The organism is Methylobacterium sp. Leaf91, from assembly GCF_001422815.1.
Lineage (GTDB): Bacteria > Pseudomonadota > Alphaproteobacteria > Rhizobiales > Beijerinckiaceae > Methylobacterium.
Window position 1 is genome coordinate 179,169 of the sequence record NZ_LMMP01000005.1, and the last position, 20,703, is coordinate 199,871.

General features: G+C 67.5%; 17 protein-coding genes and 1 pseudogene. 11 read left to right on the forward strand and 7 right to left on the reverse strand.

The genetic code is table 11. The features are described from left to right. Positions 1-159 precede the first annotated feature (159 nt). The 3 genes from ASF32_RS06975 to ASF32_RS06985 all read left to right on the forward strand — a co-directional run bounded on the left by ASF32_RS06975 (position 160) and on the right by ASF32_RS06985 (position 2,851). Entirely contained in the window at positions 160-909 is a 750-nt protein-coding gene (locus ASF32_RS06975) for an endonuclease/exonuclease/phosphatase family protein (protein ID WP_244477993.1), read from the forward strand. Positions 910-1,177: 268 nt separating this feature from the next. Beyond that, complete coding sequence (locus tag ASF32_RS06980; RefSeq protein WP_056425401.1) at positions 1,178-2,155, forward strand: HWE histidine kinase domain-containing protein; 978 nt, start codon at positions 1,178-1,180, stop codon at positions 2,153-2,155. Positions 2,156-2,215: 60 nt separating this feature from the next. Beyond that, on the forward strand, positions 2,216-2,851 hold the full coding sequence (locus tag ASF32_RS06985; RefSeq protein WP_056425404.1) for an SDR family NAD(P)-dependent oxidoreductase: 636 nt from the start codon (positions 2,216-2,218) through the stop codon (positions 2,849-2,851). Positions 2,852-3,123: 272 nt separating this feature from the next. On the opposite strand, the gene ASF32_RS06990 is transcribed toward ASF32_RS06985, so the two are convergent. From ASF32_RS06990 to ASF32_RS07010, 5 genes are all read right to left on the reverse strand, one after another. Then, the gene (locus ASF32_RS06990) at positions 3,124-4,359 is read right to left on the reverse strand and encodes an HlyD family secretion protein (RefSeq protein WP_056425407.1); all 1,236 of its coding nucleotides are present in this window, start codon (positions 4,357-4,359) and stop codon (positions 3,124-3,126) included. Positions 4,360-4,362: 3 nt separating this feature from the next. Continuing rightward, entirely contained in the window at positions 4,363-4,830 is a 468-nt protein-coding gene (locus ASF32_RS06995; protein WP_056425410.1) for a hypothetical protein, read from the reverse strand. Between the two features lie 520 nt (positions 4,831-5,350). After that, positions 5,351-6,475 carry a metallophosphoesterase gene (locus ASF32_RS07000; protein WP_056425413.1) on the reverse strand — a complete coding sequence of 375 codons (1,125 nt, stop codon included), beginning with the start codon at positions 6,473-6,475 and terminating at the stop codon, positions 5,351-5,353. Between the two features lie 175 nt (positions 6,476-6,650). Beyond that, complete coding sequence (locus ASF32_RS07005; protein WP_244477994.1) at positions 6,651-8,252, reverse strand: phospholipase D-like domain-containing protein; 1,602 nt, start codon at positions 8,250-8,252, stop codon at positions 6,651-6,653. A gap of 66 nt (positions 8,253-8,318) precedes the next feature. Then, positions 8,319-8,918 carry a TVP38/TMEM64 family protein gene (locus ASF32_RS07010; RefSeq protein ID WP_082470202.1) on the reverse strand — a complete coding sequence of 200 codons (600 nt, stop codon included), beginning with the start codon at positions 8,916-8,918 and terminating at the stop codon, positions 8,319-8,321. Between the two features lie 453 nt (positions 8,919-9,371). Between ASF32_RS07010 and ASF32_RS07015 the strand changes: the two genes are divergently transcribed. From ASF32_RS07015 to ASF32_RS07050, 8 genes are all read left to right on the forward strand, one after another. After that, on the forward strand, positions 9,372-9,620 hold the full coding sequence (locus tag ASF32_RS07015) for a DUF2934 domain-containing protein (protein WP_348271038.1): 249 nt from the start codon (positions 9,372-9,374) through the stop codon (positions 9,618-9,620). Positions 9,621-9,879: 259 nt separating this feature from the next. Beyond that, the gene (locus ASF32_RS07020) at positions 9,880-11,565 is read left to right on the forward strand and encodes a methyl-accepting chemotaxis protein (RefSeq protein WP_056425421.1); all 1,686 of its coding nucleotides are present in this window, start codon (positions 9,880-9,882) and stop codon (positions 11,563-11,565) included. Between the two features lie 228 nt (positions 11,566-11,793). Next, positions 11,794-13,044, forward strand: a complete 1,251-nt coding sequence (locus ASF32_RS07025) for an ABC transporter substrate-binding protein (protein ID WP_156467713.1) — start codon at positions 11,794-11,796, stop codon at positions 13,042-13,044. Positions 13,045-13,055: 11 nt separating this feature from the next. Then, positions 13,056-13,922, forward strand: a complete 867-nt coding sequence (locus ASF32_RS07030) for a branched-chain amino acid ABC transporter permease (protein ID WP_056425428.1) — start codon at positions 13,056-13,058, stop codon at positions 13,920-13,922. Then, complete coding sequence (locus ASF32_RS07035; protein ID WP_056425432.1) at positions 13,919-14,992, forward strand: urea ABC transporter; 1,074 nt, start codon at positions 13,919-13,921, stop codon at positions 14,990-14,992. The genes ASF32_RS07030 and ASF32_RS07035 overlap by 4 nt, the downstream gene beginning before the upstream one ends. After that, entirely contained in the window at positions 14,989-15,756 is a 768-nt protein-coding gene (locus ASF32_RS07040) for an ATP-binding cassette domain-containing protein (RefSeq protein ID WP_056425434.1), read from the forward strand. The genes ASF32_RS07035 and ASF32_RS07040 overlap by 4 nt, the downstream gene beginning before the upstream one ends. A gap of 8 nt (positions 15,757-15,764) precedes the next feature. Further along, positions 15,765-16,532 (forward strand): ABC transporter ATP-binding protein, encoded by a 768-nt coding sequence (locus ASF32_RS07045; protein ID WP_244477995.1) that lies wholly within the window; start codon positions 15,765-15,767, stop codon positions 16,530-16,532. A gap of 56 nt (positions 16,533-16,588) precedes the next feature. Further along, the gene (locus ASF32_RS07050) at positions 16,589-18,145 is read left to right on the forward strand and encodes an amidase (RefSeq protein WP_056425437.1); all 1,557 of its coding nucleotides are present in this window, start codon (positions 16,589-16,591) and stop codon (positions 18,143-18,145) included. Between the two features lie 200 nt (positions 18,146-18,345). Here the strand turns inward: ASF32_RS07050 and ASF32_RS24390 are convergent, their stop codons facing one another. Further along, positions 18,346-19,119: an MOSC domain-containing protein gene (locus ASF32_RS24390; RefSeq protein ID WP_082490378.1), complete on the reverse strand. Its 774-nt coding sequence runs from the start codon at positions 19,117-19,119 to the stop codon at positions 18,346-18,348. Between the two features lie 278 nt (positions 19,120-19,397). Then, positions 19,398-20,703 (reverse strand): annotated as a pseudogene (locus ASF32_RS07055) (carbohydrate porin); the annotation flags it as partial.

Consider the following 20,703-nt stretch of genomic DNA (forward strand, 5'->3'; position numbering starts at 1 on the left):
CGCCGAACCGGCATCCCCTTCGACGGAAAGCGCTCTAGTTAGGGCCCGTGCCCGTCTCGTCCCACATGCGAAGCCGGCCCTCCCGCCCTCGGCCCGAGCTTTCCCGTTTGACGAGTGCTTCCCGTTTGACGAGCCTTCCCGTTTGACGAGCCTTCCCGTTTGATCAGCGTCCGCGCCCTGTCCTACAACATCCGTCATTGCCGCGGCATGGACGGGCGCGTGTCGCCGGACCGGGTGGCCGAGGTCATCGCTGCCAGCGGGGCCGATCTCGTCGCGCTCCAGGAGGTCGATGTCGGGCGCGCCCGGACCGGCGGCCTCGACCAGGCCGAGACCATCGCCCGGCGTCTCGGCATGGATCGCCATTTCCATCCGGCCCTGCACCTGGCCGATGAGCGCTACGGCGACGCCATCCTGACTCGCCTTCCGTCCCGGCTGGTCCGGTCGGGCATCCTGCCTGGCCTCGTGAACCGGCCCGGCCTGGAGCCGCGCGGCGCCCTGTGGGTGGAGGTGACGGCGAATGGCCGGACGCTGCAAGTCTTCAACACCCATCTGGGCCTGTCGGCGAAGGAGCGGATGGCCCAGGCGAAGGCGCTGCTCGGCCCCGACTGGACCGGATCGCCCGACTGCGTCTCCCCCTTCGTCCTGATGGGAGATTTCAACGCCATCCCGCAATCCGCCGCCTACCGGCGGCTTGCCGCGCATCTCGTCGATGCGAGGCGGATCGCCGGGCAGAAATCCGGCTCCGCGACCTTTCCGAGCCGCTGGCCGCTGCTGCGGATCGACCATGTCTTCGTCGGGCCGGAGGTGCGGGTGCGACGCATGGAAGTCGTGCGCACGCCTCTCGCCCGCCGCGCCTCGGACCACCTGCCCCTCCTCGTGGAGTTGGAGATCGGTCCGGCCGCGGTCTGACCCGGAGCCTCGAATGCGGGGAGAGGGTGGAGCGGTCCGGCCTCGGTTGCCCGAAGTCTGCAAGACGATCTCGACCGCGGGAGCGACACGAACCGCCGTCGAGCGAGCGCCGCACGCCCATCTTGCCAAGCCGAGGATGGGAAACGCGACGCTATCGCCGCGGATCGGAGGATGTCGATGACGTGAGGGAGCAAACCGCGGCCAAACGGCTTGTCCCCCCGGCGATGCGACAGGCATCGACCCTGTTCGAGGTTCAATCGGGAATTGCATGGCCGAGGATGTGACGTCGTCAGGCTACGAGTGGACGCTGGCCAGCTTCACCGACACCATCCATCGCGGCGGCGTCGCCCTGTGGGCCTGGTCGCCGACACGCAGGTTGGCCCAACTCGACGGGCTCTGCCGCGAGTTCTGGGGGACGTCCGAATCCGTCGTCCCCATCGACGATCTCTTCGCGCGCGTGAACGCGGAGGACCGCCGCGCCATGATGCTCGACTGGGCGGCGAGCGAGGCCGATTCCCATCCCTACAGTTTCGACTTTCGCATCGGCGACGGCCCTGACGCACGCTGGGTCTCCGCCCGCGGGGTGGGGGGAGAGTCCGGCAAGGTCGGCGAGTGGGTCCAGGCCATCTTTCTCGACGTGACCCGGCAGAAGCGCGCCGAAGAGGCCGAGCACCTCCTCACGGCGGAACTCGCGCACCGTGTCTCGAACATGTTCTCCGTCGCCCGTGCGCTGACCGCCATCGTCGCCCGGGGGGCCACCTCGACTCCTCACTTCGCCGAGGACCTGTCGCAACGCTTCGGCGTGCTGCACGAGGCGACGGCCCTGGCGACGCGGGCACAGGCCGGGGACCACGGCAATGTCAGGCTCCGGACGCTGGCCGAGCGGATTCTGTCCCCCTACCTCGACGGCGGCAACATCGAGATCGACGTCGAGGACGCCGCCGTGGCGCCTCCCGGCAAGGTCAACGATTACGCCATGATCCTGCACGAGCTCGCCACCAACTCGGCCAAGTATGGCGCCCTCTCGGGAGGCGGCACGCTGACAGTGACGGGTCGCGTGTCGGAGGGAACGCTCACGCTCAATTGGGAGGAGACGTCGGCCTCCTCGGGGACGGTCACGTCCGATGGGGGCGGGTTCGGTTCCCGACTGCTGAGACAGACCATTGAGCGCAGCCTCGGCGGCCGCTTCACGCGCCGGATCGACGAGACCGGGCTCGGCTTCGAGATGAATGTCCCGGCCGCCTGAACGACCGTCCCTCCCTCTTCACACCGCTCGCCAGTCACAACACTCGTCAGGAAACCCGACATGGCCCACGTCCTCGTCATCGGCGCCAGCCAGGGCATCGGCCTGGAAACCGTGAAGGCGGCCCTGGCGGCCGGCCATCGCGTGCGCGCCTTCGCCCGATCCGCCGCGACCATGTCGCTGTCGGACCAGGGGCTGGAACGCTTCCCCGGCGACGCCTTGAACGCCGCCGACGTCACATCCGCCCTGGAGGGCATCGACGTCGTGGTGCAGACCCTGGGCGTGCCGGCGAAGAACCTGCTCGGGCCGGTGACCCTGTTCTCGGCCGCCACCAACGTGCTGGTGCCTGCCATGGAGAAAGCCGGCGTGCGGCGCATCCTCGCTGTGACGGGCTTCGGCACCGGCGACAGCCGTGACGCCATCGGCCTGCTGCAACGCATCCCCTTCCGCCTCGTCTTCGGGCGGGCCTATGACGACAAGGACGCCCAGGAGATGCGGATCCGCCGCTCTGGCCTGGACTGGACCTTCGTCCGGCCGGGCGTCCTGACGCCCGGCTCGGCCACGGGACGCTACAAGATCCTGACGGAGCCCGCATCCTGGCGGAACGGCCTGATTTCCCGCGCCGACGTGGGCCACTTCATCGCCGGCGAAATCGACGGGCGCTCCTACGCGCGCAAGGCCGTCGTCCTCGTGGGCTAGAGCGCCCTTCGCCGAAGGGGATGCCGGTTCGGCAAAGAGCGTGGCGCAACAAGGGTCGGGTGGTTGAAGAAATTCGACCGATCGTACCCGCCCCGAGCGTCCGAGATGGATGGGGGAGCAGCGTCTGCTTCTGGCGGGGATTTGGCAGAAACAGACACAGCCGTCGCGCCCGCTTTCGACTTGTTACAGAAGGTCGGAAGGTCTGCGGCTGGGTCGGGTGGAGACCCGACAATCGGCTCCGTGACTGACTGGGTCTTCTGCCCGTTCCCACATTAATGTCCGCTAAAAACGAGAGTTTGGATCGGCAGCATCAATGCCTGAATACGTAGGATCATGGCGTGGACCACGGCGGTGGCATCGACCGCATGGAGGATCAAGCTTCTGGTGGTGCTGAGCTTGCCCGAGTTAATCAGGTCGTGGTTGCTGGTATATGCATTGGCGATACAGCTACTGCCCGGTTTCACGCCTTCGAGCCCACCCGCGTAGAGCGGCTCGAGAAACACCGTGATCGTTCCGGGGCGAACGACCTGCTGCGCATCGATGAGCTGCTCGCCGCCACGAAATTGTCCGGCGGCAATGAAGTCCTGCACGCTCGTCACCACCATGGGGATCACGGTCCAGGGTTTGGAGACGCAGGTGATCTCGGCCAGCATCCCCACCTTCATGACCTGAGCTTCGATCTGCCCGAACCCCGCCGTAATGGCTTTCCGTCCGGCACCTTCGGGGATCAGCACGCCTGCCGGTCGCATGATCGGATTGACGATGTCGCCGACCCGCAGGGTGAACTGCTCCACTCGTCCATCAACGCCGGCCCGGATGGTGGTCTTCGCGATCTCTACAGTGGCTTGGGCAAGAGCAGCTTCTGCACTGGCTTTCTGGGCGGGGAGAAGACTGCTGACCTGCGCTTCGGCCGTCTGCTTGGCCGCCGTCGCAGCCGCGACCGCGCCGCGCCGGCCGTTCACGACATTCTGAAGCCGCTCGATCTCGCGAAACGCGACGATCCCAGCGCCCCGCCGGTTCAGCTCCTGCTTCGTCTCCAGTTCGTCGATGGCCTGCTGTAGGCCGCTCCTCGCCTCCTGAGCCTTGCCTTCGGACGCCGCAATCTCGGATCGCGCCGCCACCATCGCCGCCTCGACCTCGGCGATCTTACGCCGAGCCGCCTCGGCCGCCGCCTCCTGGGTCGCGCTGTCCAGGCGGAAGATGGGTTCGCCCTTCTTGACCTCGCCGCTGATGCTGTTGACGTAGATCTCGGCGACACGTCCGCTGGCCTCCGAGACGATGGGAACGGTCCGGTAGTACAGGGTCGCGGTCTTCGTGGATGGGTGATAATAGAAGATCACCGTGATGAGACCCACGGAAAGCATCAGGCACGAGACGATGCCCCACCTCAGCTCGAACCACACCGAGTAGAGCGTGATCTCCTTGCCGAACCGCTTGCCCTGGCCGAAGCGTCGGAAAAGATAGTCCGGCAGGATTGTCAGCACCGAGCACAGTAAGATCTCAAGCATGGATCAGGTCCTCGTCGTGCTGACCGGGACGATCCTCGGGATGGGCCGTAAGACGGGCGAGACATCTTCCCGGGGGACGCTGGCCGGCCCGCTGTCCTCCGGCACCTCGGCAGCTCCCGTTCCTGGAGGGAGACCCGCGATCCGTTCGAGCGCCCCCGCCATGCGACCGAGCGTCCCTCCGAAGTTTGGGATGTCGATCAAGGCAAGCAGGAGGCCCATCACCCAAAACAGATGGATATGCGTGAAGAGGGCGAGCAGCCCCAGCACGGCGACGATCTCGAACTGCAGCTTGTGGCTCTTGTGGGCCATCCGTTCGGGCAAGGTATGCAGGCGCAGGAACAGAAGCCCCGCTGCCATCACCACGAGGACGAGGACCACGGCCATGACCGACATGAACACGTCAGTCCCGTCTGCCGCTGGCATGAATATTGGCAAATGATGCGGTGCAGCCGGGTGGATCGCGTCGGACATGTTGGCCCCCAATAGAAATGGTGACGCAATCGAATCACGGCCTCGCATAGTTCAACGGCGCATCAAACGCCTGAACCGCTCTCTGGAGGGGTCAGGATACACAAACATATTGCGTTTGTATCGTCTATAATTGATTTTTGCTGATGGATACTGGTGTTCTGCGGGCCGCGGATTTACGTCCGTCAGCTGCCGATAAGCATCCACCTGCTGCGCGGCTGCACTCGAGACGCCATGCAGCCGGGACAAGGAGCGATGACCGTTCGCTCATGAGGACAGCTGAAGACCACCCTCCACGGCAAGGTTGGATCGACAGCGGAACGTCCGCTTCGGGACGAGGGACCAAAGTCTGGTTGCCGCCGCGAGCTGACATTGCCGGCCCGCCAACAGATGACTGCTCGTAAGGAGTACCCATGGCGAACCAAGCGGCCGGGTTGGGTCGGAAACTCCCCCGACGGCGGGTAGCGAACGTCGGATTTTCATCACCTCAGCTGAGCCGGACCCATTGTGGTCGGGCGCAGCTCTAGGATCGGGGCTTGCCCCGGAGCGTGATGCGCGTCAGCTCGGAGGATGTCCCGAGCCTCAAGGCGAAGCCGGGCCACAGCCCCGTGCCGTTGTTGACGTAGAGCGTCATGGCGCCGACCGCGTATGCGCCGGAGACGAAGCCGGCATTGGCGCGAGCGACCAGCCGGTCGAGTCCCCAGATCATCCCGCCATGCGTGTGCCCGGAGAGTTGCAGGGCCACACCTTTCGCGGCCGACCGCGCCGCCCCCCTCGGCTGATGGTCGAGCAGGACGATGGGGGCATTGGGCGGCGCACCGGCCAAAGCGGCGTCGAGGTCGTGCACCGGCCGTCCCGAATGCGAGGCCGACAGATCGGTCACGCCCGCGAGAACCAAGGCATCGCCACCGCGCTTCAAGACCGTATGCCGGTTCTCGAGCACGCCCATGCCGAGTTCGGCATAGCGGCGCATCCACCCCGCATAGTCGAAGAAGTATTCATGGTTGCCGGGGATCACCCAGACCCCGTCCGGGGCCTGGAGACCACGCAGCGGCTCGACGTCGGCGCGGCGCGATGCGAGGGCCCCGTCGATCAGGTCGCCGGTCACCACCACGAGATCGACGCCGAGCCCGTTGGATCGCGTCACCACCTCTCGCGCCCATGCCGCCGGGAACAGGCGGCTGAGATGCAGGTCCGTCAGCTGGAGCAGAGTGAAGCCGTCGAAGCCGGCCGGAAGGTTCTCGACCTCGACGGTGACGTCCTTGAGCGGCGGCACCCGCACCGCCTGCTGCACCGCCACCGCCGACAGGAGCATGGCCAGCGCCGCCTCGGCGTAGCGCCAGCCGGCCGGGATCGCCCAGCCGCCACCGGGCACGAGCCTGGAGGCCAACGCCACGACGTCGAGCGCCAACTGCATCGCCGCCAGGAGGAAGATCGCCCCGAAGGCCCAGTTGAACAGCAGGATCAGCACCCGCGGAAACTCGGGCGCGAAGACCGAGCCGGACGAGAGGCGGCTCCACAGATGGTATTGCGACGCGACGAGCAGGAGGACGGCAATGCCGGCCTTCACGGCGAACGGCCATGGAAGCGGCCACAGGACCCTGGTGACGACGTACAGGCAGGGCAGACCGAAGATCAGGTGAAACATGCTCTCGTATCGGCGACGGTGGACGATCGGCACGGAGCCGATGCTGCGCCCGAACGGAACGACGCCATATCACCGACCGCGCGACGAGGGACGCATCGATCCGCCTCGCAGGCTTCATCAGGTGCCGCCGAGCACACCGGCTGTGCGGGAAGCGTTCCGTCCGTCGGATCGCCCCCTATGACGCCTCGGCGGGCTGCGCCGCCCCGGCGCGTACCGGCTGCTGACCCGCGACCGCGTTTGCCCCCTCGCGGCGCCGGGCGAGGGCGCGGTGACGGAGCCAGGGCCGCCAGGCATCGGCGAGACCGACGGGATCTCCGAGATGGAAGGCCTCGACGAGGCGCACGACGGGCCCGCGCCGGGAGGCCACGAGGGAGCACAGCCGGCGGGCCGGGACGAGGGCGGGATCGTCGATCGCCGCGAGCAGTCCCTTCTCCCGCACCGCCTCCTCGAAAGCGTCGCGCGGGCAGCCGGCATGATGGGCGATTAGGCCGTTCCTCACCCGCGCGATGGCGATGCGCCGCGCATCGCCCGCGTCGCCATCGAGCGCTTCGAGGGCGAGATCGCATTCGGTGTCGTAGCCCATGGACCTGTTGTTCAGGTTGGTCGACCCGACCCGGAGCATCCGGTCGTCGAAGATCGCGACCTTGGAATGGACGAGGATCGGACGGCCCTGGAGCGTATGCGGCGCCAAAATGCGCAGGCGGCCATACCGGTCCGCCGCGCGAAGCCGGGCGATGAGGCCGCGCCGCGCCCCGTCCATGGTGATCCGGTCGAAGCCGTTCGGGCTGCGTTCGGCGAGCACCACGACGATGTCGGGACCTTCCGGCTCGGCGAGGCGCGCGGCCAGGGCCTCGGCGATGAGCGGAGAGGTGAAATACTGGTTCTCGAGATAGATGTGACGGGACGCGCGGCGGATCGCCAGCAGATAGAGCGCCTCGTTCTCGCGGATAGCATCCCCCGATTCCCGTGCCGGTATCGTGCGGGCGAGCCCTATCGTCACGTCCTCGAAGAGCGGCGTCACCGAATCGGGCCAAGGATCGGACAGGGAAGGATCCGAGAGGGACGGATCGCTCGCTTCGGGTACGGCTGAACCGCTGCGCCCGCTCGTCGCCTCCTGCCAGCGTTGACGCGCCAGATCGGACAACGCCGACGCGGCCGCACCGTCGACGAGCATCATGACGTCGTGGCGCGGCGGGTAATCCTCGCCGGTCGGCAGACGCCGGAGCGGGTCACGGTCCCGATGGGCGGGCGTGTCCCAGCGGTTCACCTCGAAATCGCTGCCGCCGCTGAAGGCGATGCGGTCGTCCACCACCAGCACCTTCTGGTGCTGGCAGGCCCCGAAGGGGAGGCGGGAATCGACGACGTACTCGATCCCCGGCCCGAGCAGGGCGCGGATGTCGTCGGGCTTGAGATCGGTGCCGGCGGAGATCGGCCATGGCATGTCCCAGATCAGGAGACGGATCTCGACCTCGGGCCGCGTCGCCTTCAGGCGCCGCAGCAGGTCGGCCATGGTCTCGCGGTCCGCCTCTCCCTGGGGCGTCAGCCGCACGCGCGGATCGAAGCTCCAGCCGATCAGCATCACGGAGGATCGGGCCTTGAGGATCGCCTCGCGCGACGCGGCGAAATAGGCGGCGCCGTCGTGCAGGATCGCCACGCGGGCCGCCCGCTCCTGGCGCCAGCAGGTCGCGCCGGGAACCAGCCAGGATGTCAGGGGGGCCGGCATGGCGGGCACGGCATGGCCGTGATCCAATGCTGCCGGCTGGGACGGGCCGCTCATATCAACTGTCTCGCTTCACTGGTTCGACGCCACTGCTCTCATGCCGTTGCCCTCATGCCGGTGCCCTCATGCAGCCGTCGCCGCCTGCCTGGCCTGCATCTTGTGCCGCACGCGGCGCCGGGTGAGGGCGACGGCGGCCACCGTGGCGGCGAAGCCGAGACCGAGAAAGAGCCAATGCTCGGTCGTATCGCTGCCGGCCGCGCGCCCGATGATTCCGAGATAAACGCAGACGACGGTGCCCGGCAGCATCCCGAGGATGGTCGAGACGAGATAGGCGCCCATGCCGACCTCGGTGAGACCGAGCGCGTAGTTCTGGGCATTGAAGGGGACGAAGGGGCTCAGCCGCATCAGGGTGAGAAGGCGCCACCCGCCATCCCCCACCGCCTCCATGGTGGCGACCATGGTCGGGCGGCGCGCGATGAGGCGGCGCAGCCGCTCGCGGAACAGGTAGCGGCTGGCGATGAAGGCGAGGACGGAGCCCGCCGTGGCCGAGACCAGGGCGATGGGCATGGCCCACCATCCGAAGGCGACGGCCCCGGCAATGGTCAACGGCGTACAGGGAATCACCAGCAGGGTCGCGAGAAAGAAGAGCCCACCGAAGGCGAGGGGGCCGAGCAGGCCGAGGCCCGCGGTCCATTCGGCGAAGCCGCGCAGCCATTCGTCCATCGGCAGCAGCAGCCAGGCGCCCGCCAGTGCGAGGATCGCGAGGACAGTCACGCTCCAATATCGGATCTCCCCGCCCGTCACGCCTTCCCCTCACTCCTTACCCTCGCCCACCTCGCCCTGGTCCACCTCGCCCCGGTCATGGGTCGACCCATCCCCGCATCTTGCACTGCAGCACGAAACCGTGGCCAGATGCCGGAGCGGGTTCGGCGTCATGGCCGGGGCCTGTCCCGCCTTTTGCATGTGCGACAAAGGCATATGCGACAACGGCGCTGAAGCGCCCTGGTTCGCGGAGGATCGTTAGCATCGCATGACGCGGCGCAGAACCGCCCGGCCCCTGCCCTGTGTGAATGTTCACGGGGGGGGAACATGCCATGGGCTCTGCGGCATGATGCGAGACCGTCGCGACGCGAGGCCGGCGGCCGATGCCGGGACGGGGTTCGGATGGAGCGGGATTTGGACGAAGCAGAATCTGGACGAGGCGAAGTTCCCATGAAGCAGACATCGACGGAACGCAGCGCCAGCCCGACATTCGATCAGATTCGCCGGCGCGCCTACGAACTCTGGGAGCGTAATCACCAGCCGATGGGATTCGAAATCGAATTCTGGCTGATGGCCGAGAAAGAGCTGAGGGCGGAGCGGGAACGCGCGGCGAAGGCGGAAGCAACCGGGACCGACGAGACCTCCCCGCCCATGCAATCGTGACCGGGCGTCGAGTCATCTCGCTCGTCGGTATCGTTGTTCCGCCACCTCACCGACAAACCGACCGAATAAGTGCATGCATCTTCTAGCCGACTACACGAGAAAGACCGGTTAAATTGCAGATGTAGGAATAAAAACCTTATCTATGTGGAAACAAAAGTCTCATCGCGTCGGTCTTTAGCTTTAGAAAATATTCAGACCTTCGGTGGATCTTGGGGGTGGATATTTTCCACACATCCCCTCTCTGTCGCGGAACGCCGTCATGCTGAGCCGTCTTTCCCTGCGCGCGCGCCTCATCGGCGCCTTCGCGGTCACGACGCTGTTTCTGCTCGGGATGGGGGCGGTCGCGCTGACCGCAACACGGACGATCAACGCACAACTGGTGGCGGTCCAGTCGGATGCCCTGCCGAGCGTCGGCAAGGCCGGTGAGATCTCCGGCTGGGTCGCGCGCTACGCGATCAGCATCTACCGCCATCTGGCCGCGATCGACCCCGATTCGAAGAAGCGCTACGATTCCGAGATCGTCGAGCGGCAGGGCAGGGTCACGCGCGTGTTGGCCGAATACGCTCCCCTCGCGACCTCCGCGCGCGAGCGAGCGATCTACGACCGCCTCAACGCGACCTGGCTCGACTACCTCAAGGAGAACAAGCCGATCCTCGACCTCTCGCGCAGCGGGATGAACGAGGATGCGCTCGAGCGGATGCAGGGCAGATCGACCGAGCTTCAGCGCCTGAGCACCTCGCTGGCCGACCAGCTCGTGACCGTCAACAACGAGGCCGCGGAGGCATCCCGGATCGAAGGACGGGAAGCCTTCGCCCGCACAGAGACCATCGTCCTCGGCGCCGGCATCGGCGGCCTCGTGCTCTCGGCCCTGCTCGCGTTCTGGATCGTCCGCGGCGTCACCGGAGGCATCGGCTCGGTGGTCCAGCCCATGCAGGCGCTGGCCTCGGGCGACCTGTCGGTGGCGATCCCGCGCCAGGGTGAGGGGACCGAGATCGGCACGATCGCGGACGCGGTGCAGGTGTTCAAGACACGCCTCATCGAGATGAGGGCGATGGAAGAGGAGACCGTGCTGGCACGGGCGGGCGCCGAAGCCCAGCGCCACGCCGCCATGCATCAGATGGCGGGGGATTTCGAACAGGCCGTGGGCGGCATCATCGGCACCGTGGCGGCGTCGGCGAACCAGCTCCAGGGCACGGCGCAATCGATGACGACGACGGCCACGCAGACCGCCTCGCAATCCCTGGCGGTCGCGGCGGCAGCCGAGCAAGCGGCCTACAACGTCAACACGGTGGCGGCCGCGACGGAGCAGCTCGGCTCCTCGGTGCAGGAAATCGGCCGTCAGGTCGACGGGTCGGCCCGGCTCGCCACCCTCGCGGTGAACGAGGCGGCCCGGACCGCCTCCCTCGTCCAGGAGCTCAGCCTGGCGGCGGGCAAGATCGGCGACGTCGTCTCGATCATCTCGGAGATCGCCGGACAGACCAACCTGCTGGCGCTGAACGCCACCATCGAGGCGGCGCGGGCCGGTGAATCAGGCCGGGGCTTCGCCGTGGTCGCCGCCGAGGTGAAGCAGCTCGCCAGCCAGACGACGCGGGCCACCCAGGAGATCGGCGACCAGATCGGCCGCATCCAGACCTCCACGGGAGAGGCGGTCGCGGCGATCGGAACCATCGCCGCGCGGATCGGCGAGATCAGTACCGTCGCCACCTCCATCGCCGCGGCCGTCGAGGAACAGGGTGCCGCGACACAGGAGATCGTCCGCAACGTCGCTCAGGCGGCCGTCGGGACGGGTGAGGTCACCACCAACATCTCCAGCGTGGCGAACGCGGCCGAGGAGACCGGCGCCGCCGCGAGCCAGGTCCTGGCCTCGGCCTCCGACCTGTCGCAGCAATCCGAGCATCTCAGTCTCGAGGTCGCCCGCTTCCTCGCCACCGTGCGAGCCGCCTGACCGACCACGCGGGACGCTCTCCGCGCCGATGCGGGACGTGCGTGATCTGTGGCTTTCGTGCCTTGAGGCGAGGCGAAACGGCCCCCGGCCTGCCTATGGAGGAGGCATCCGGCGCACTCGCCCGACCTTGCCCGTAATGTGAGTTTTGTTGGCATCGATCTTGTTACGTCACTCCGGCGCGGCCGGCGGCGATCGTCCGTGCAGACGGCACGAAGCGGAGTGATGTTGATGACCAAGGGCACGATGAACCGTCGCCATGCGCTCAAGCTCGGTTTGGCAGGGGCGGGCGGCGCGGTGGCGATGCCGTTCTTTGCCCGGAACGGCTTGGCGGCGGAGCCGATCAAGCTCGGCAGCCTCCTCGACGGGACCGGGGCGCTCGGGCTCGAAGGCAAGCGGATGATCGAGACCACCGAATACACGGTGGAACTGCTCAACAAGGCCGGCGGCCTGCTGGGCCGTCCGATCAAGCTGATCGCCTACGACACCCAGTCCAACATGCAGCTCTATACGCAATACGCCCAGACCCTCGCCCTGAAGGACAAGGTCGACGTCATCCAGGGCGGCATCACCTCGGCCTCGCGCGAGGCGATCCGGCCGATCTTCGGCCGTTCCAAGACCCTCTATTTCTACAACACCCAGTACGAGGGCGGTGTCTGCGACCGTAACGTCTTCTGCACCGGCTCGACCCCGGCCCAGACCGTCAACCACATCGTCGATTACGCCCTCAAGAACTGGGGCAAGAAAGCCTACATCATCGCCGCGGACTACAATTACGGACACATCACCGCGAGCTGGATGACGAAGTTCATGAAGGACGGCGGCGGCTCCGTGGCCGGCACCGACTTCTTCCCCCTCGACGTCACGAACTTCTCCTCGGCCATCAGCCGCATCCAGCAGGCCCAGCCGGAGATCGTCCTCTCCGCCCTCGTCGGCGCCAACCATTCGGGCTTCTACCGGCAGTGGGACGCCGCCGGCATGAAGGGCAAGATCCCCATGGGCGCCAGCGTGTTCGGCCTCGGCGACGAGCTGACCACCATGGACACCTCCACCACCAACGGCATCCTCACCTGCTACGGCTGGTACAACGACCTCGACACGCCCGCGAGCAAGGCCTTCGTCGCCGGCATGCAGGGGAAGTTCGGCGCCGACGTCACCGATCTCAGCGAACTCGACACCGCCACCTACGAAGGCATCATGTTCTGGGCGGAAGGGGTGAAGAAGGCCGGCTCGATCGAGCGCGACGCCGTCGTGGCGGCGCTGGAGAGCGGCATCACCATCGACTCGCCCACGGGCAAGGTGACGATGGATCCCGGCACCCACCACACCATCCGCAACACCTACCTCGCCCGGCCCAAGGACCGGAAATGGGAGCAGCTGGCGGCCTTCCCGGATTCGTTCCCGGCCGATACCGGCGGCGCCTGCGACCTCGTCAAAAATCCGCGCATGAACAAGCAGTTCACGCCCGACCTGAAGGGCTGAGGCGCCTCTTCATGGATCTCGCGGGGCTCCTGACCTTCAACGTCGCCACCGGCATCGCCACCCTGGTCCTGATCACCCTCGGTCTCGGGGTGATCTACGGCATGATGCGCATCATCAACCTCGCCCACGGCGAGTTCATGATGCTCGGCGCCTATACCGCCGTGATGGCGAACGGCGCCGGGGTGAACATCTGGATCGCCATGCTGGTCCTGCCGCCCCTGGTGGTGGGGGCGGTGGGGCTGATCCTCGAACGCACCGTCATCCGCTTCCTCTACGGGCGGATGATGGACACGATGTTGGCGACCTGGGGCATCAGCCTCGGGTTGATCGGCCTGATCACCACGCTCTACGGCAACGTCGTGCGGGGCGTCTCGACCCCGGTCGGGAGCTTCGAGATCGGCCGCTACGGGGCCAGCCTCTACAGCCTCGTCATCATCGCCACGGCGCTCGCCGTGCTGACGGGCATGTTCCTCCTCCTGCGCATGACGAAGTTCGGGCTGATCCTGCGCGCCACCATGCAGAACCCGCGCATGGCCGCCGCCATGGGCGTCTCGCCCGACCGCATCTACATGGCGACGTTCGGCCTCGGCGCAGCTTTGGCCGGCCTTGCCGGCGGCGTGCTCGCCCCGATCTCGGGCGTCTCCCCATCCATGGGGGCGGCCTACATTTCCCGCGCCTTCATCACCGTGCTGGGCGGCGGCCCCGCCATCGTCACGGGCACGGGTCTCGCCTCGTCGGTGTTCGGGTTCATCAACGAACTGGTCTCGTTCAGGACCACGCCCGTCATCGGCGACGTCGCCCTCCTCGTCGCCGCGATCCTGCTGATCCGCGTGCTGCCGCAGGGCATCACCGGCCGCTACCTGAGGCGCAGCCTATGAATCCCGTCGACCGTCGCTCCGCAGGGGGGTTCCTCGCGACCCTCTGCGTCATGCTCGGCCTCCTGTTCGGGGCGCCGCACATCCTCGACACGTTCGGCCTCGTCCAGGCCACGGGCTTTGCAGCGCTCGCCATGTTCGCCCTGAGCCAGGGCTTCATCTGGGGCTATGGCGGGGTGATGTCGTTCGGGCAGGCCGCCTTCCTGGGGCTCGGCGGCTACGCCTACGCGGTTTCCATGATCAATATGGGCGACAGCACGCTGCCGATCCTCATCGCCATCCTGGTGCCGACTCTGTTCGCGGGTCTGCTCGGCTACTTCATGTTCTACGGCCGGATCTCCGACGCCTATATCGGCGTCATCACCCTCACCGTCTCGGTGATCCTGTTCCAGCTCGTGAACACCACCTCCGGCAGCCAGTACCGGATCGGCGAGGCGGAACTCGGCGGGTTCAACGGCATCCCAGCGATCCCGGCCCTCAACAAGCTCGGCGACGCGGGCAACCCGCTCGACAATGACGGCATCTGGTACGCCGCCATGGGGGCACTGATCCTGGTCTACGCGTTGTTGCGCTGGGTGCTGGCCAGCCGCTTCGGCCGCGTCGTGGTGGCGATCCGCGAGAACGAGACCCGGGCGCAGCTCATCGGCTACGATCCGCGCCTCTACAAGCTCCTCGCCTTCATGATTTCGGGCGCCGTCGCCGGGCTCGCGGGTTGCCTCTACGCCAATTGGGGCGGCTTCATCAGCCCCACCGTGTTCGGCCTGTCGATGTCCGCGCAGGTCATCATCTTCGTGCTGGTGGGCGGCCTCGGCACCCTCGTCGGCCCGATGCTCGGCGCGGTGCTGATCCAGTGGCTCATCATCGAGGCCGGTTCGCAGAACGTGGTCGATTCCAATCTCGGCCTCGGCATCGTCCTCGTGGCGTTCGTCCTGCTGATCCCGCAGGGGCTCCTGCCGGTGGTGAGGAACCTGCTGATGCGGATCCCCGAACTCCTCGCCAAGGTCTTCAGGACCAAGGCGGGCAAACCCGCCGATCCCGCCCGCGAGGCACTGGCAGGGGAGGTCCGGCCATGAGCATCACCACGACAGCGACGGCGCCGGCTTCCTCAATCCGCCCGCCGCTTCGCCCGCTCGTCGAGGCCAAGGGCGTCACCATGCGCTTCGGCGGCGTGACGGCGGTGGGCAATGTCGACTTCACCCTCGGCGAGGTGGAGCTGCGCTGCCTCATCGGCCCCAACGGCGCGGGCAAGAGCACCTTCTTCAAGATGCTCACCGGACAGTTGACGCCCACCGAAGGCAGCATCCGCTTCCGCGACACGGACATCACGGGGGCCGAGCCGCACCGGATCGCGAGGCTCGGCGTCGGCATCAAGACCCAGGTGCCGAACGTCTTCAACGGCCTGTCGGTGCGCGAGAACGTGTTCGTGGCGGCAGGGCGGCGCAAGTCCATCGCCCGGACGCGGTCCATCGTCGACGAGACCCTGACGCGGCTCCAGCTCACGGCCATTGCCGAACGCAATGTCGGCCAGCTCGCCCACGGCCAGCGCCAATGGGTCGAGATCGCCACCGTGCTGGCCCAGGAACCGGAGCTGATCCTCCTCGACGAGCCCGCCGCCGGCATGACCCATGACGAGGTCCACCGCACCGCCGAGCTCATCCGCGAGATCAACCGCACCCATGCCCTCATCGTGGTGGAGCACGACATGCCCTTCATCCGGATGATCGCCAGGACCGTCACCGTCTTCAACCAGGGCCGCATCCTGATGGAGGACAGCGTGGAGCGCGTGCTCGCCGACCAGCGGGTTCGCGACGTCTATCTCGGCAAGCAGGCCGCATGAGCCCCGCGATGAATGCGATCGAACCGCTCCCGCTCTCCTCCGGCCCGGACGCCGTCCCGGCGGCGAAGCCCGCGCTCCTGTCCGTCGAGGGCCTGCATTCCGGCTACGGCCGCATCCCGATCCTCGGCGGCGTCTCGCTCACCGTGGGGGAGGGCGAGTTCGTGGGCATCCTCGGCCATAACGGCATGGGCAAGACGACCCTGCTGCGCACCCTGATGGGCTACCTGCCCGTCACCGCCGGCCGCATCCGCCTCGGGGGCGAGGACATCGCCCGGCGCTCGCCCACGGCGCGGGCGCGGCTCGGCATGGGGTTCGTGCCTCAGGGCCGGGAAATCTTCGCCACGTTGAGCGTGCGCGAGAACCTGCGCATGGGCTGCCTCCTCTCCGACAGGGACGAGGACGAGACCATCGCGGACATCCTCACCGTCTTCCCCCGGCTGAAGGCCTATCTCGACCGGCCGGGCGGGGCGCTGTCGGGGGGCGAGCAGCAATTGCTGGCGCTGGCCCGCTGCCTCTGTGGCAACCCCCGCATCCTCCTCCTCGACGAACCGACGGAGGGGATCCAGCCCTCGATCATCGAGGAGATCATCGAGACGCTGCAGGCGATCGGCCGGGCGCGCGGCCTGACGATCCTCCTCGTCGAGCAGAACCTCACCTTCATCGCCGGCCTCTCCGAGCGAGTGCTGATCCTGCAGAAGGGCGTCGTCACCCGTGAGATCCCGCCCGAGATCGCCCGCGACCGGGCGATGATCGAGGAATTCGTCGGCATGGAATGAGGCCGCCGGCCCCATCCCGTACGCCCTTTCCATTCCAACCAAGGAGACATCCAGCGATGGCTGCCGAACCGACGCTAAGCCCCGACCTCGACATCGTCGAGATGACCCTGGCCGACGTGGCCGACGCTTTCGCCAGCGGCGTCACCTCGGAGGCGCTGACGCTGGCCTTCCTCGACCGGATCGCCGCCTACAACCCGCATTACAACGCCATCATCGTCATGAACCCGCAGGCGCTGGACGACGCCCGCGCCATCGACGCGCGCCGCGCCGCCGGCGAAACGCTGGGACCGCTGGCCGGCGTGCCGGTGGTGATCAAGGACCCGATGGACATGGCCGGGCTACCGACCACGGCGGGCTGGCGCTTCCTCAGCGCGCAAGCCGGCGGCGTCGACCTGATCCCCGAGACCGACTCGCCCGTCGTGGCGCGGATGCGGGCGGCCGGCTGCGTCATGCTCGGCAAGACCAACGTCCCCGTTCTCAGCGCCACCGGCAGCCACGCCAACGACAGCTGGGCCGGACCGACCCTGAATTCGGCGGCGCCCGATTGCCTGCCGGGCGGCAGCAGCGCCGGCACGGCCACGGCGGTGGGCGCCAGCCTCGCGGTGCTCGGCCTCGCCGAGGAGACCGGTGGCTCGATCCAGAACCCGGCCTCGGCGCAGGGACTGGTCGGCATCAAGCCGACCTTCGCCCTCGTCCCCAATGCCGGCGTGGTGCCGCTGGCCGGCAGCACCCGCGATGTGGTCGGCCCCATCGCCCGCTGCGTGCGCGACGCCGCCCTGACCCTCGACGTGCTGGCCGGCTACACCGCCGCCGACCCCAAGACCGTGGCGGGCATCGGCAAGCGGCCCAAGGGCGGCTACACCTCGAAGCTCGACAGGAACGGGCTGCAGGGCAAGCGCCTCGGCCTGTTCGGTCCCGGCTGGCGCGACCTGCCGCTCTCGGCCGAGGCGACGGACCTCTACGCGCGGGCGCAGAGCGAGATCACCGCCTGCGGCGCGACGCTCGTCGCCGATCCGTTCGTCGGCACGGGCTTCGCCGCCCTCGCCGAGCCCACCGAAGGCCTGAACTATTTCGATGCCCGCGGCATGGAATCCGTGCCCTACGACCTGCATCTCTACCTGCAGCGCCTCGGGTCGAGCGCGGCGCTGCCGAGTGTCGCGGCCTTCGCCGAGGCGACGGCGGACGAGGATGCGTTCGGCCCCAAGGGCGTCCTGCGCTACCTGCACCAATATCCGGTCTTCGAGGCGATCCTGGCCGATCCGACGCGCCCGCCCGACCTGTCGGACTTCCTCGCTCTCAGAGAGGCTTATCTCGACATCTTCAACCGGGTCATGGACGAGAATGGGCTCGACGGGCTCGTCTTCCCGCAGATGCGCGATGAACTGCCGCCCCTGCATGGCGGCCTTGCCATCAACGAGACCACGGTCTGCGAGATCAACATCGCCGGCCTGCCCGGCGTGACGCTGCCGGCCGGGGCCTATGCCAGCGGCTCGCCGTTCAACTTGATCTTCGTGGGACGGATGTGGAGCGAGGCCGACCTCCTCGGCTTCGCCTATGCCTACGAGGCGGCCACCGGCTACCGCAAGGCGCCGAGCCTGGTGAGGCCAAGCTGAGGACGGAGCGCGCGATCGAGCCCTCCTCCCCCCTTGTGGGGAGGAGTTGGAGGKGGGGGTGGTCGAGCGACCCTCAGCTTACGGAGGCTGGCGGAGCCACCCCCACTCCTAACCTCTCCCCACAAGGGGGAGAGGGACGCGCTCTGCCTGCAGACGTGGATGAGCGGATCCAGAAGCCCACAAGAGAGATTGGACCTCCCTCAGCCGAGGGTGACACCATCCGCCGTGGCGATCGTCCCGCCCTCGACGACCTCGAGATAGATCCCGAGGTCCACATGCCCGAAATGCTTTATGATGGCTTTCGGCAGGTTCGCGTCGCGCTCGGCGGTCTTCGGGTTGACGTTGACGGCGCCGCACCGCGGCGTGCGGGCGAGGCCGCGCAGGCGCACCGGGCCGATGCTCAGTTCGCGCCCCACCCAATCGAGCTCCTGCCACGGCTCCAGCCCGTCGAGATGGATGTTGGCGCGGAAGCGCAGGGGATCGAGCTCCTGCCCCGTCGCCTCGGACAGCGCCCGCACCGAGGCGAGGTTCACCACCGAGATCGCCCGCATCATCACCGGTGAGAGCACGCTGGCATCGGTGAACTTGTGGTTCTCACTCCGCACGAGTCGGGGTCGCCCGCGCGTCTCCTCGCCGAGGTAATCGGCGAAGAAATCCTCCGTCCCGACGCGTCCGGTCTCGGTGGAGAGGTCGGCGGCGAACACCTCCTCCCCGCCGCGCCGGATCGTCAGGCGATGGCTTTCGGGGTCGAGCCGCGTCGCGAGGGAAGCCAGCGCCGTGTTGTTGCGCAGCATCAGGAAGAAGCCCTTGTCCAGGGGCTCCGGCCTCGCAGGGTCGAACCGGGTGGTCCCCAGCGCCAGGGCGTATTCCCGGTCATGGGCGAGCCCGTCCTGCGGGGTGACGCTCAGGCGTGTCAGGGCCTCGGCCGACAGACCCTTGATCGGATAGCGGTAGAGGGCGTCGACGGCGGGCATGGCGGGTTCCTCGAAGATGTGCCCCCTCGATGCCGGGGGCGGGGGCGATGCGCCATACGCTGTTTTGCGCAGGGGATTCGGGTCCGGCATCGACGATGCGCCGGAAACGAAAAAGCCGGCTCCGCGCGAACGGAGCCGGCTCTCTGACGATGTCGAAGCCGCAGGCCCCCGAGAGCCTAGCCCGGCGCGAGGCCGAGCAGGGTGCCGAGGGGAACGACGAGGGTGAAGCCGCCGTAGAAGCCATCCTTGGCGCGGCGGGCGGTGTAGGGGTTCCAGTNAGCCCGGCGCGAGGCCGAGCAGGGTGCCGAGGGGAACGACGAGGGTGAAGCCGCCGTAGAAGCCATCCTTGGCGCGGCGGGCGGTGTAGGGGTTCCAGTACGAGTTCGGATTGACGACGTACTGCACCACCGGCTCGAGGATGACGCCCTTACCCAGGTCGAAATGGGCGTTGACCTCGAACACGAACTTGTCGCGCGAATAGGGTTCGCCGGTGCCGCCGGAGATGAAGTTCGCATCCGACAGGAAGGCGGCGTAGTTTTCGTTCAGCCGCTGCCAATTGGCCTTGATGCCGTAGGTGTCGTTCGGCCGGCTCTGGTCGGGAGCCTGCAGGAGCAGCCCGGCGAAGGAGTTGAAGCGGATCGGGATCGTCGGGTCGAAGGCGTAGCCGGTGCCGGTATAGGCCGAGATCGCGGTGGGATGCGGGTTGCTCGCATCGCTTCCGCCATCGGCCCGCCACAGGGTCTGCGTGCCCGTGAGGACGACGCCCGACGTGCCGGATTTCTGCAACGACGGCGTGCCCGGGTTGAGGCCCTTCGAGGTGCCGGCGATGGTCTTGAAGTTATCGTCGTGGTCGGCGGTGTTGTAGAAGCCGGTGAGCGAGACGCGGCCGGGATAGGCCTCCATCGTATAGTCGGTCTTGCGGCCGATCTCGGTCATCACGACGGCGCCGGCCAAGCGCTCGTAGCCGAAATCGTAGCCCGAGAGGACGTTGGTGCCGGGGTTCACGCTGAAGGCGCCGGCCTGGATGTAGGTGGTCGGCGAGATTTTGTAGGCGATGTTGGCGCCCCAGACGGCGAAGAGCGGCGAGGTGAAGCCGGCATTGAAGTAGAACATGTCCTGAAAACAGGAATTGATCGAGTTGCACGGCGGCAGGCCGTAATAACGGTCCGGATGCGTGCGGCCGACCTCGACCACGAGGCGGTCGTCGAGGAGCTTCTGCTGGTAGGTCAGCAGCGAGAGGCGGGTGCTGTTGGGCGTGTAGGGCGGCTGGTAGCCCACCGTGGTGTCGCCGATGTCACCGGCCATGTTGAGGTTGCGCACGAGGCCGAAGAACGTCTGGGTGAAGTTGATCGAGCCTCCGGCGATGCCGGCGAGCTTCTGCATGTCGGCCGTCATGCTGAGCACGAAATAGGCCGAGTTCGATTGCTCACCGGTCCGCAGGCCGGCGCTCGGATTGGCCTGATAGAAATCGTAGATGTTGACGTCGAAGGTGAGCCCGCGCGCCGCCATATCGGTGGCCCAGGGTGCGAGCGGCCCGACGCGCACCGGATCGGCGGGTTTCTCCGCCACTTCGCGGGTGGTGCG

Bases quoted from the DNA above. Each gene is read 5' to 3' on its own strand.
- ASF32_RS06980 (WP_056425401.1), top strand. From the start codon at position 1,178: ATGGCCGAGGATGTGACGTCGTCAGGCTACGAGTGGACGCTGGCCAGC.
- ASF32_RS06985 (WP_056425404.1), top strand. From the start codon at position 2,216: ATGGCCCACGTCCTCGTCATCGGCGCCAGCCAGGGCATCGGCCTGGAA.
- ASF32_RS06990 (WP_056425407.1), bottom strand. From the start codon at position 4,359: ATGCTTGAGATCTTACTGTGCTCGGTGCTGACAATCCTGCCGGACTAT.
- ASF32_RS06995 (WP_056425410.1), bottom strand. From the start codon at position 4,830: ATGTCCGACGCGATCCACCCGGCTGCACCGCATCATTTGCCAATATTC.
- ASF32_RS07000 (WP_056425413.1), bottom strand. From the start codon at position 6,475: ATGTTTCACCTGATCTTCGGTCTGCCCTGCCTGTACGTCGTCACCAGG.
- ASF32_RS07005 (WP_244477994.1), bottom strand. From the start codon at position 8,252: ATGAGCGGCCCGTCCCAGCCGGCAGCATTGGATCACGGCCATGCCGTG.
- ASF32_RS07010 (WP_082470202.1), bottom strand. From the start codon at position 8,918: ATGGACGAATGGCTGCGCGGCTTCGCCGAATGGACCGCGGGCCTCGGC.
- ASF32_RS07020 (WP_056425421.1), top strand. From the start codon at position 9,880: ATGCTGAGCCGTCTTTCCCTGCGCGCGCGCCTCATCGGCGCCTTCGCG.
- ASF32_RS07025 (WP_156467713.1), top strand. From the start codon at position 11,794: ATGACCAAGGGCACGATGAACCGTCGCCATGCGCTCAAGCTCGGTTTG.
- ASF32_RS07030 (WP_056425428.1), top strand. From the start codon at position 13,056: ATGGATCTCGCGGGGCTCCTGACCTTCAACGTCGCCACCGGCATCGCC.
- ASF32_RS07035 (WP_056425432.1), top strand. From the start codon at position 13,919: ATGAATCCCGTCGACCGTCGCTCCGCAGGGGGGTTCCTCGCGACCCTC.
- ASF32_RS07040 (WP_056425434.1), top strand. From the start codon at position 14,989: ATGAGCATCACCACGACAGCGACGGCGCCGGCTTCCTCAATCCGCCCG.
- ASF32_RS07045 (WP_244477995.1), top strand. From the start codon at position 15,765: ATGAATGCGATCGAACCGCTCCCGCTCTCCTCCGGCCCGGACGCCGTC.
- ASF32_RS07050 (WP_056425437.1), top strand. From the start codon at position 16,589: ATGGCTGCCGAACCGACGCTAAGCCCCGACCTCGACATCGTCGAGATG.
- ASF32_RS24390 (WP_082490378.1), bottom strand. From the start codon at position 19,119: ATGCCCGCCGTCGACGCCCTCTACCGCTATCCGATCAAGGGTCTGTCG.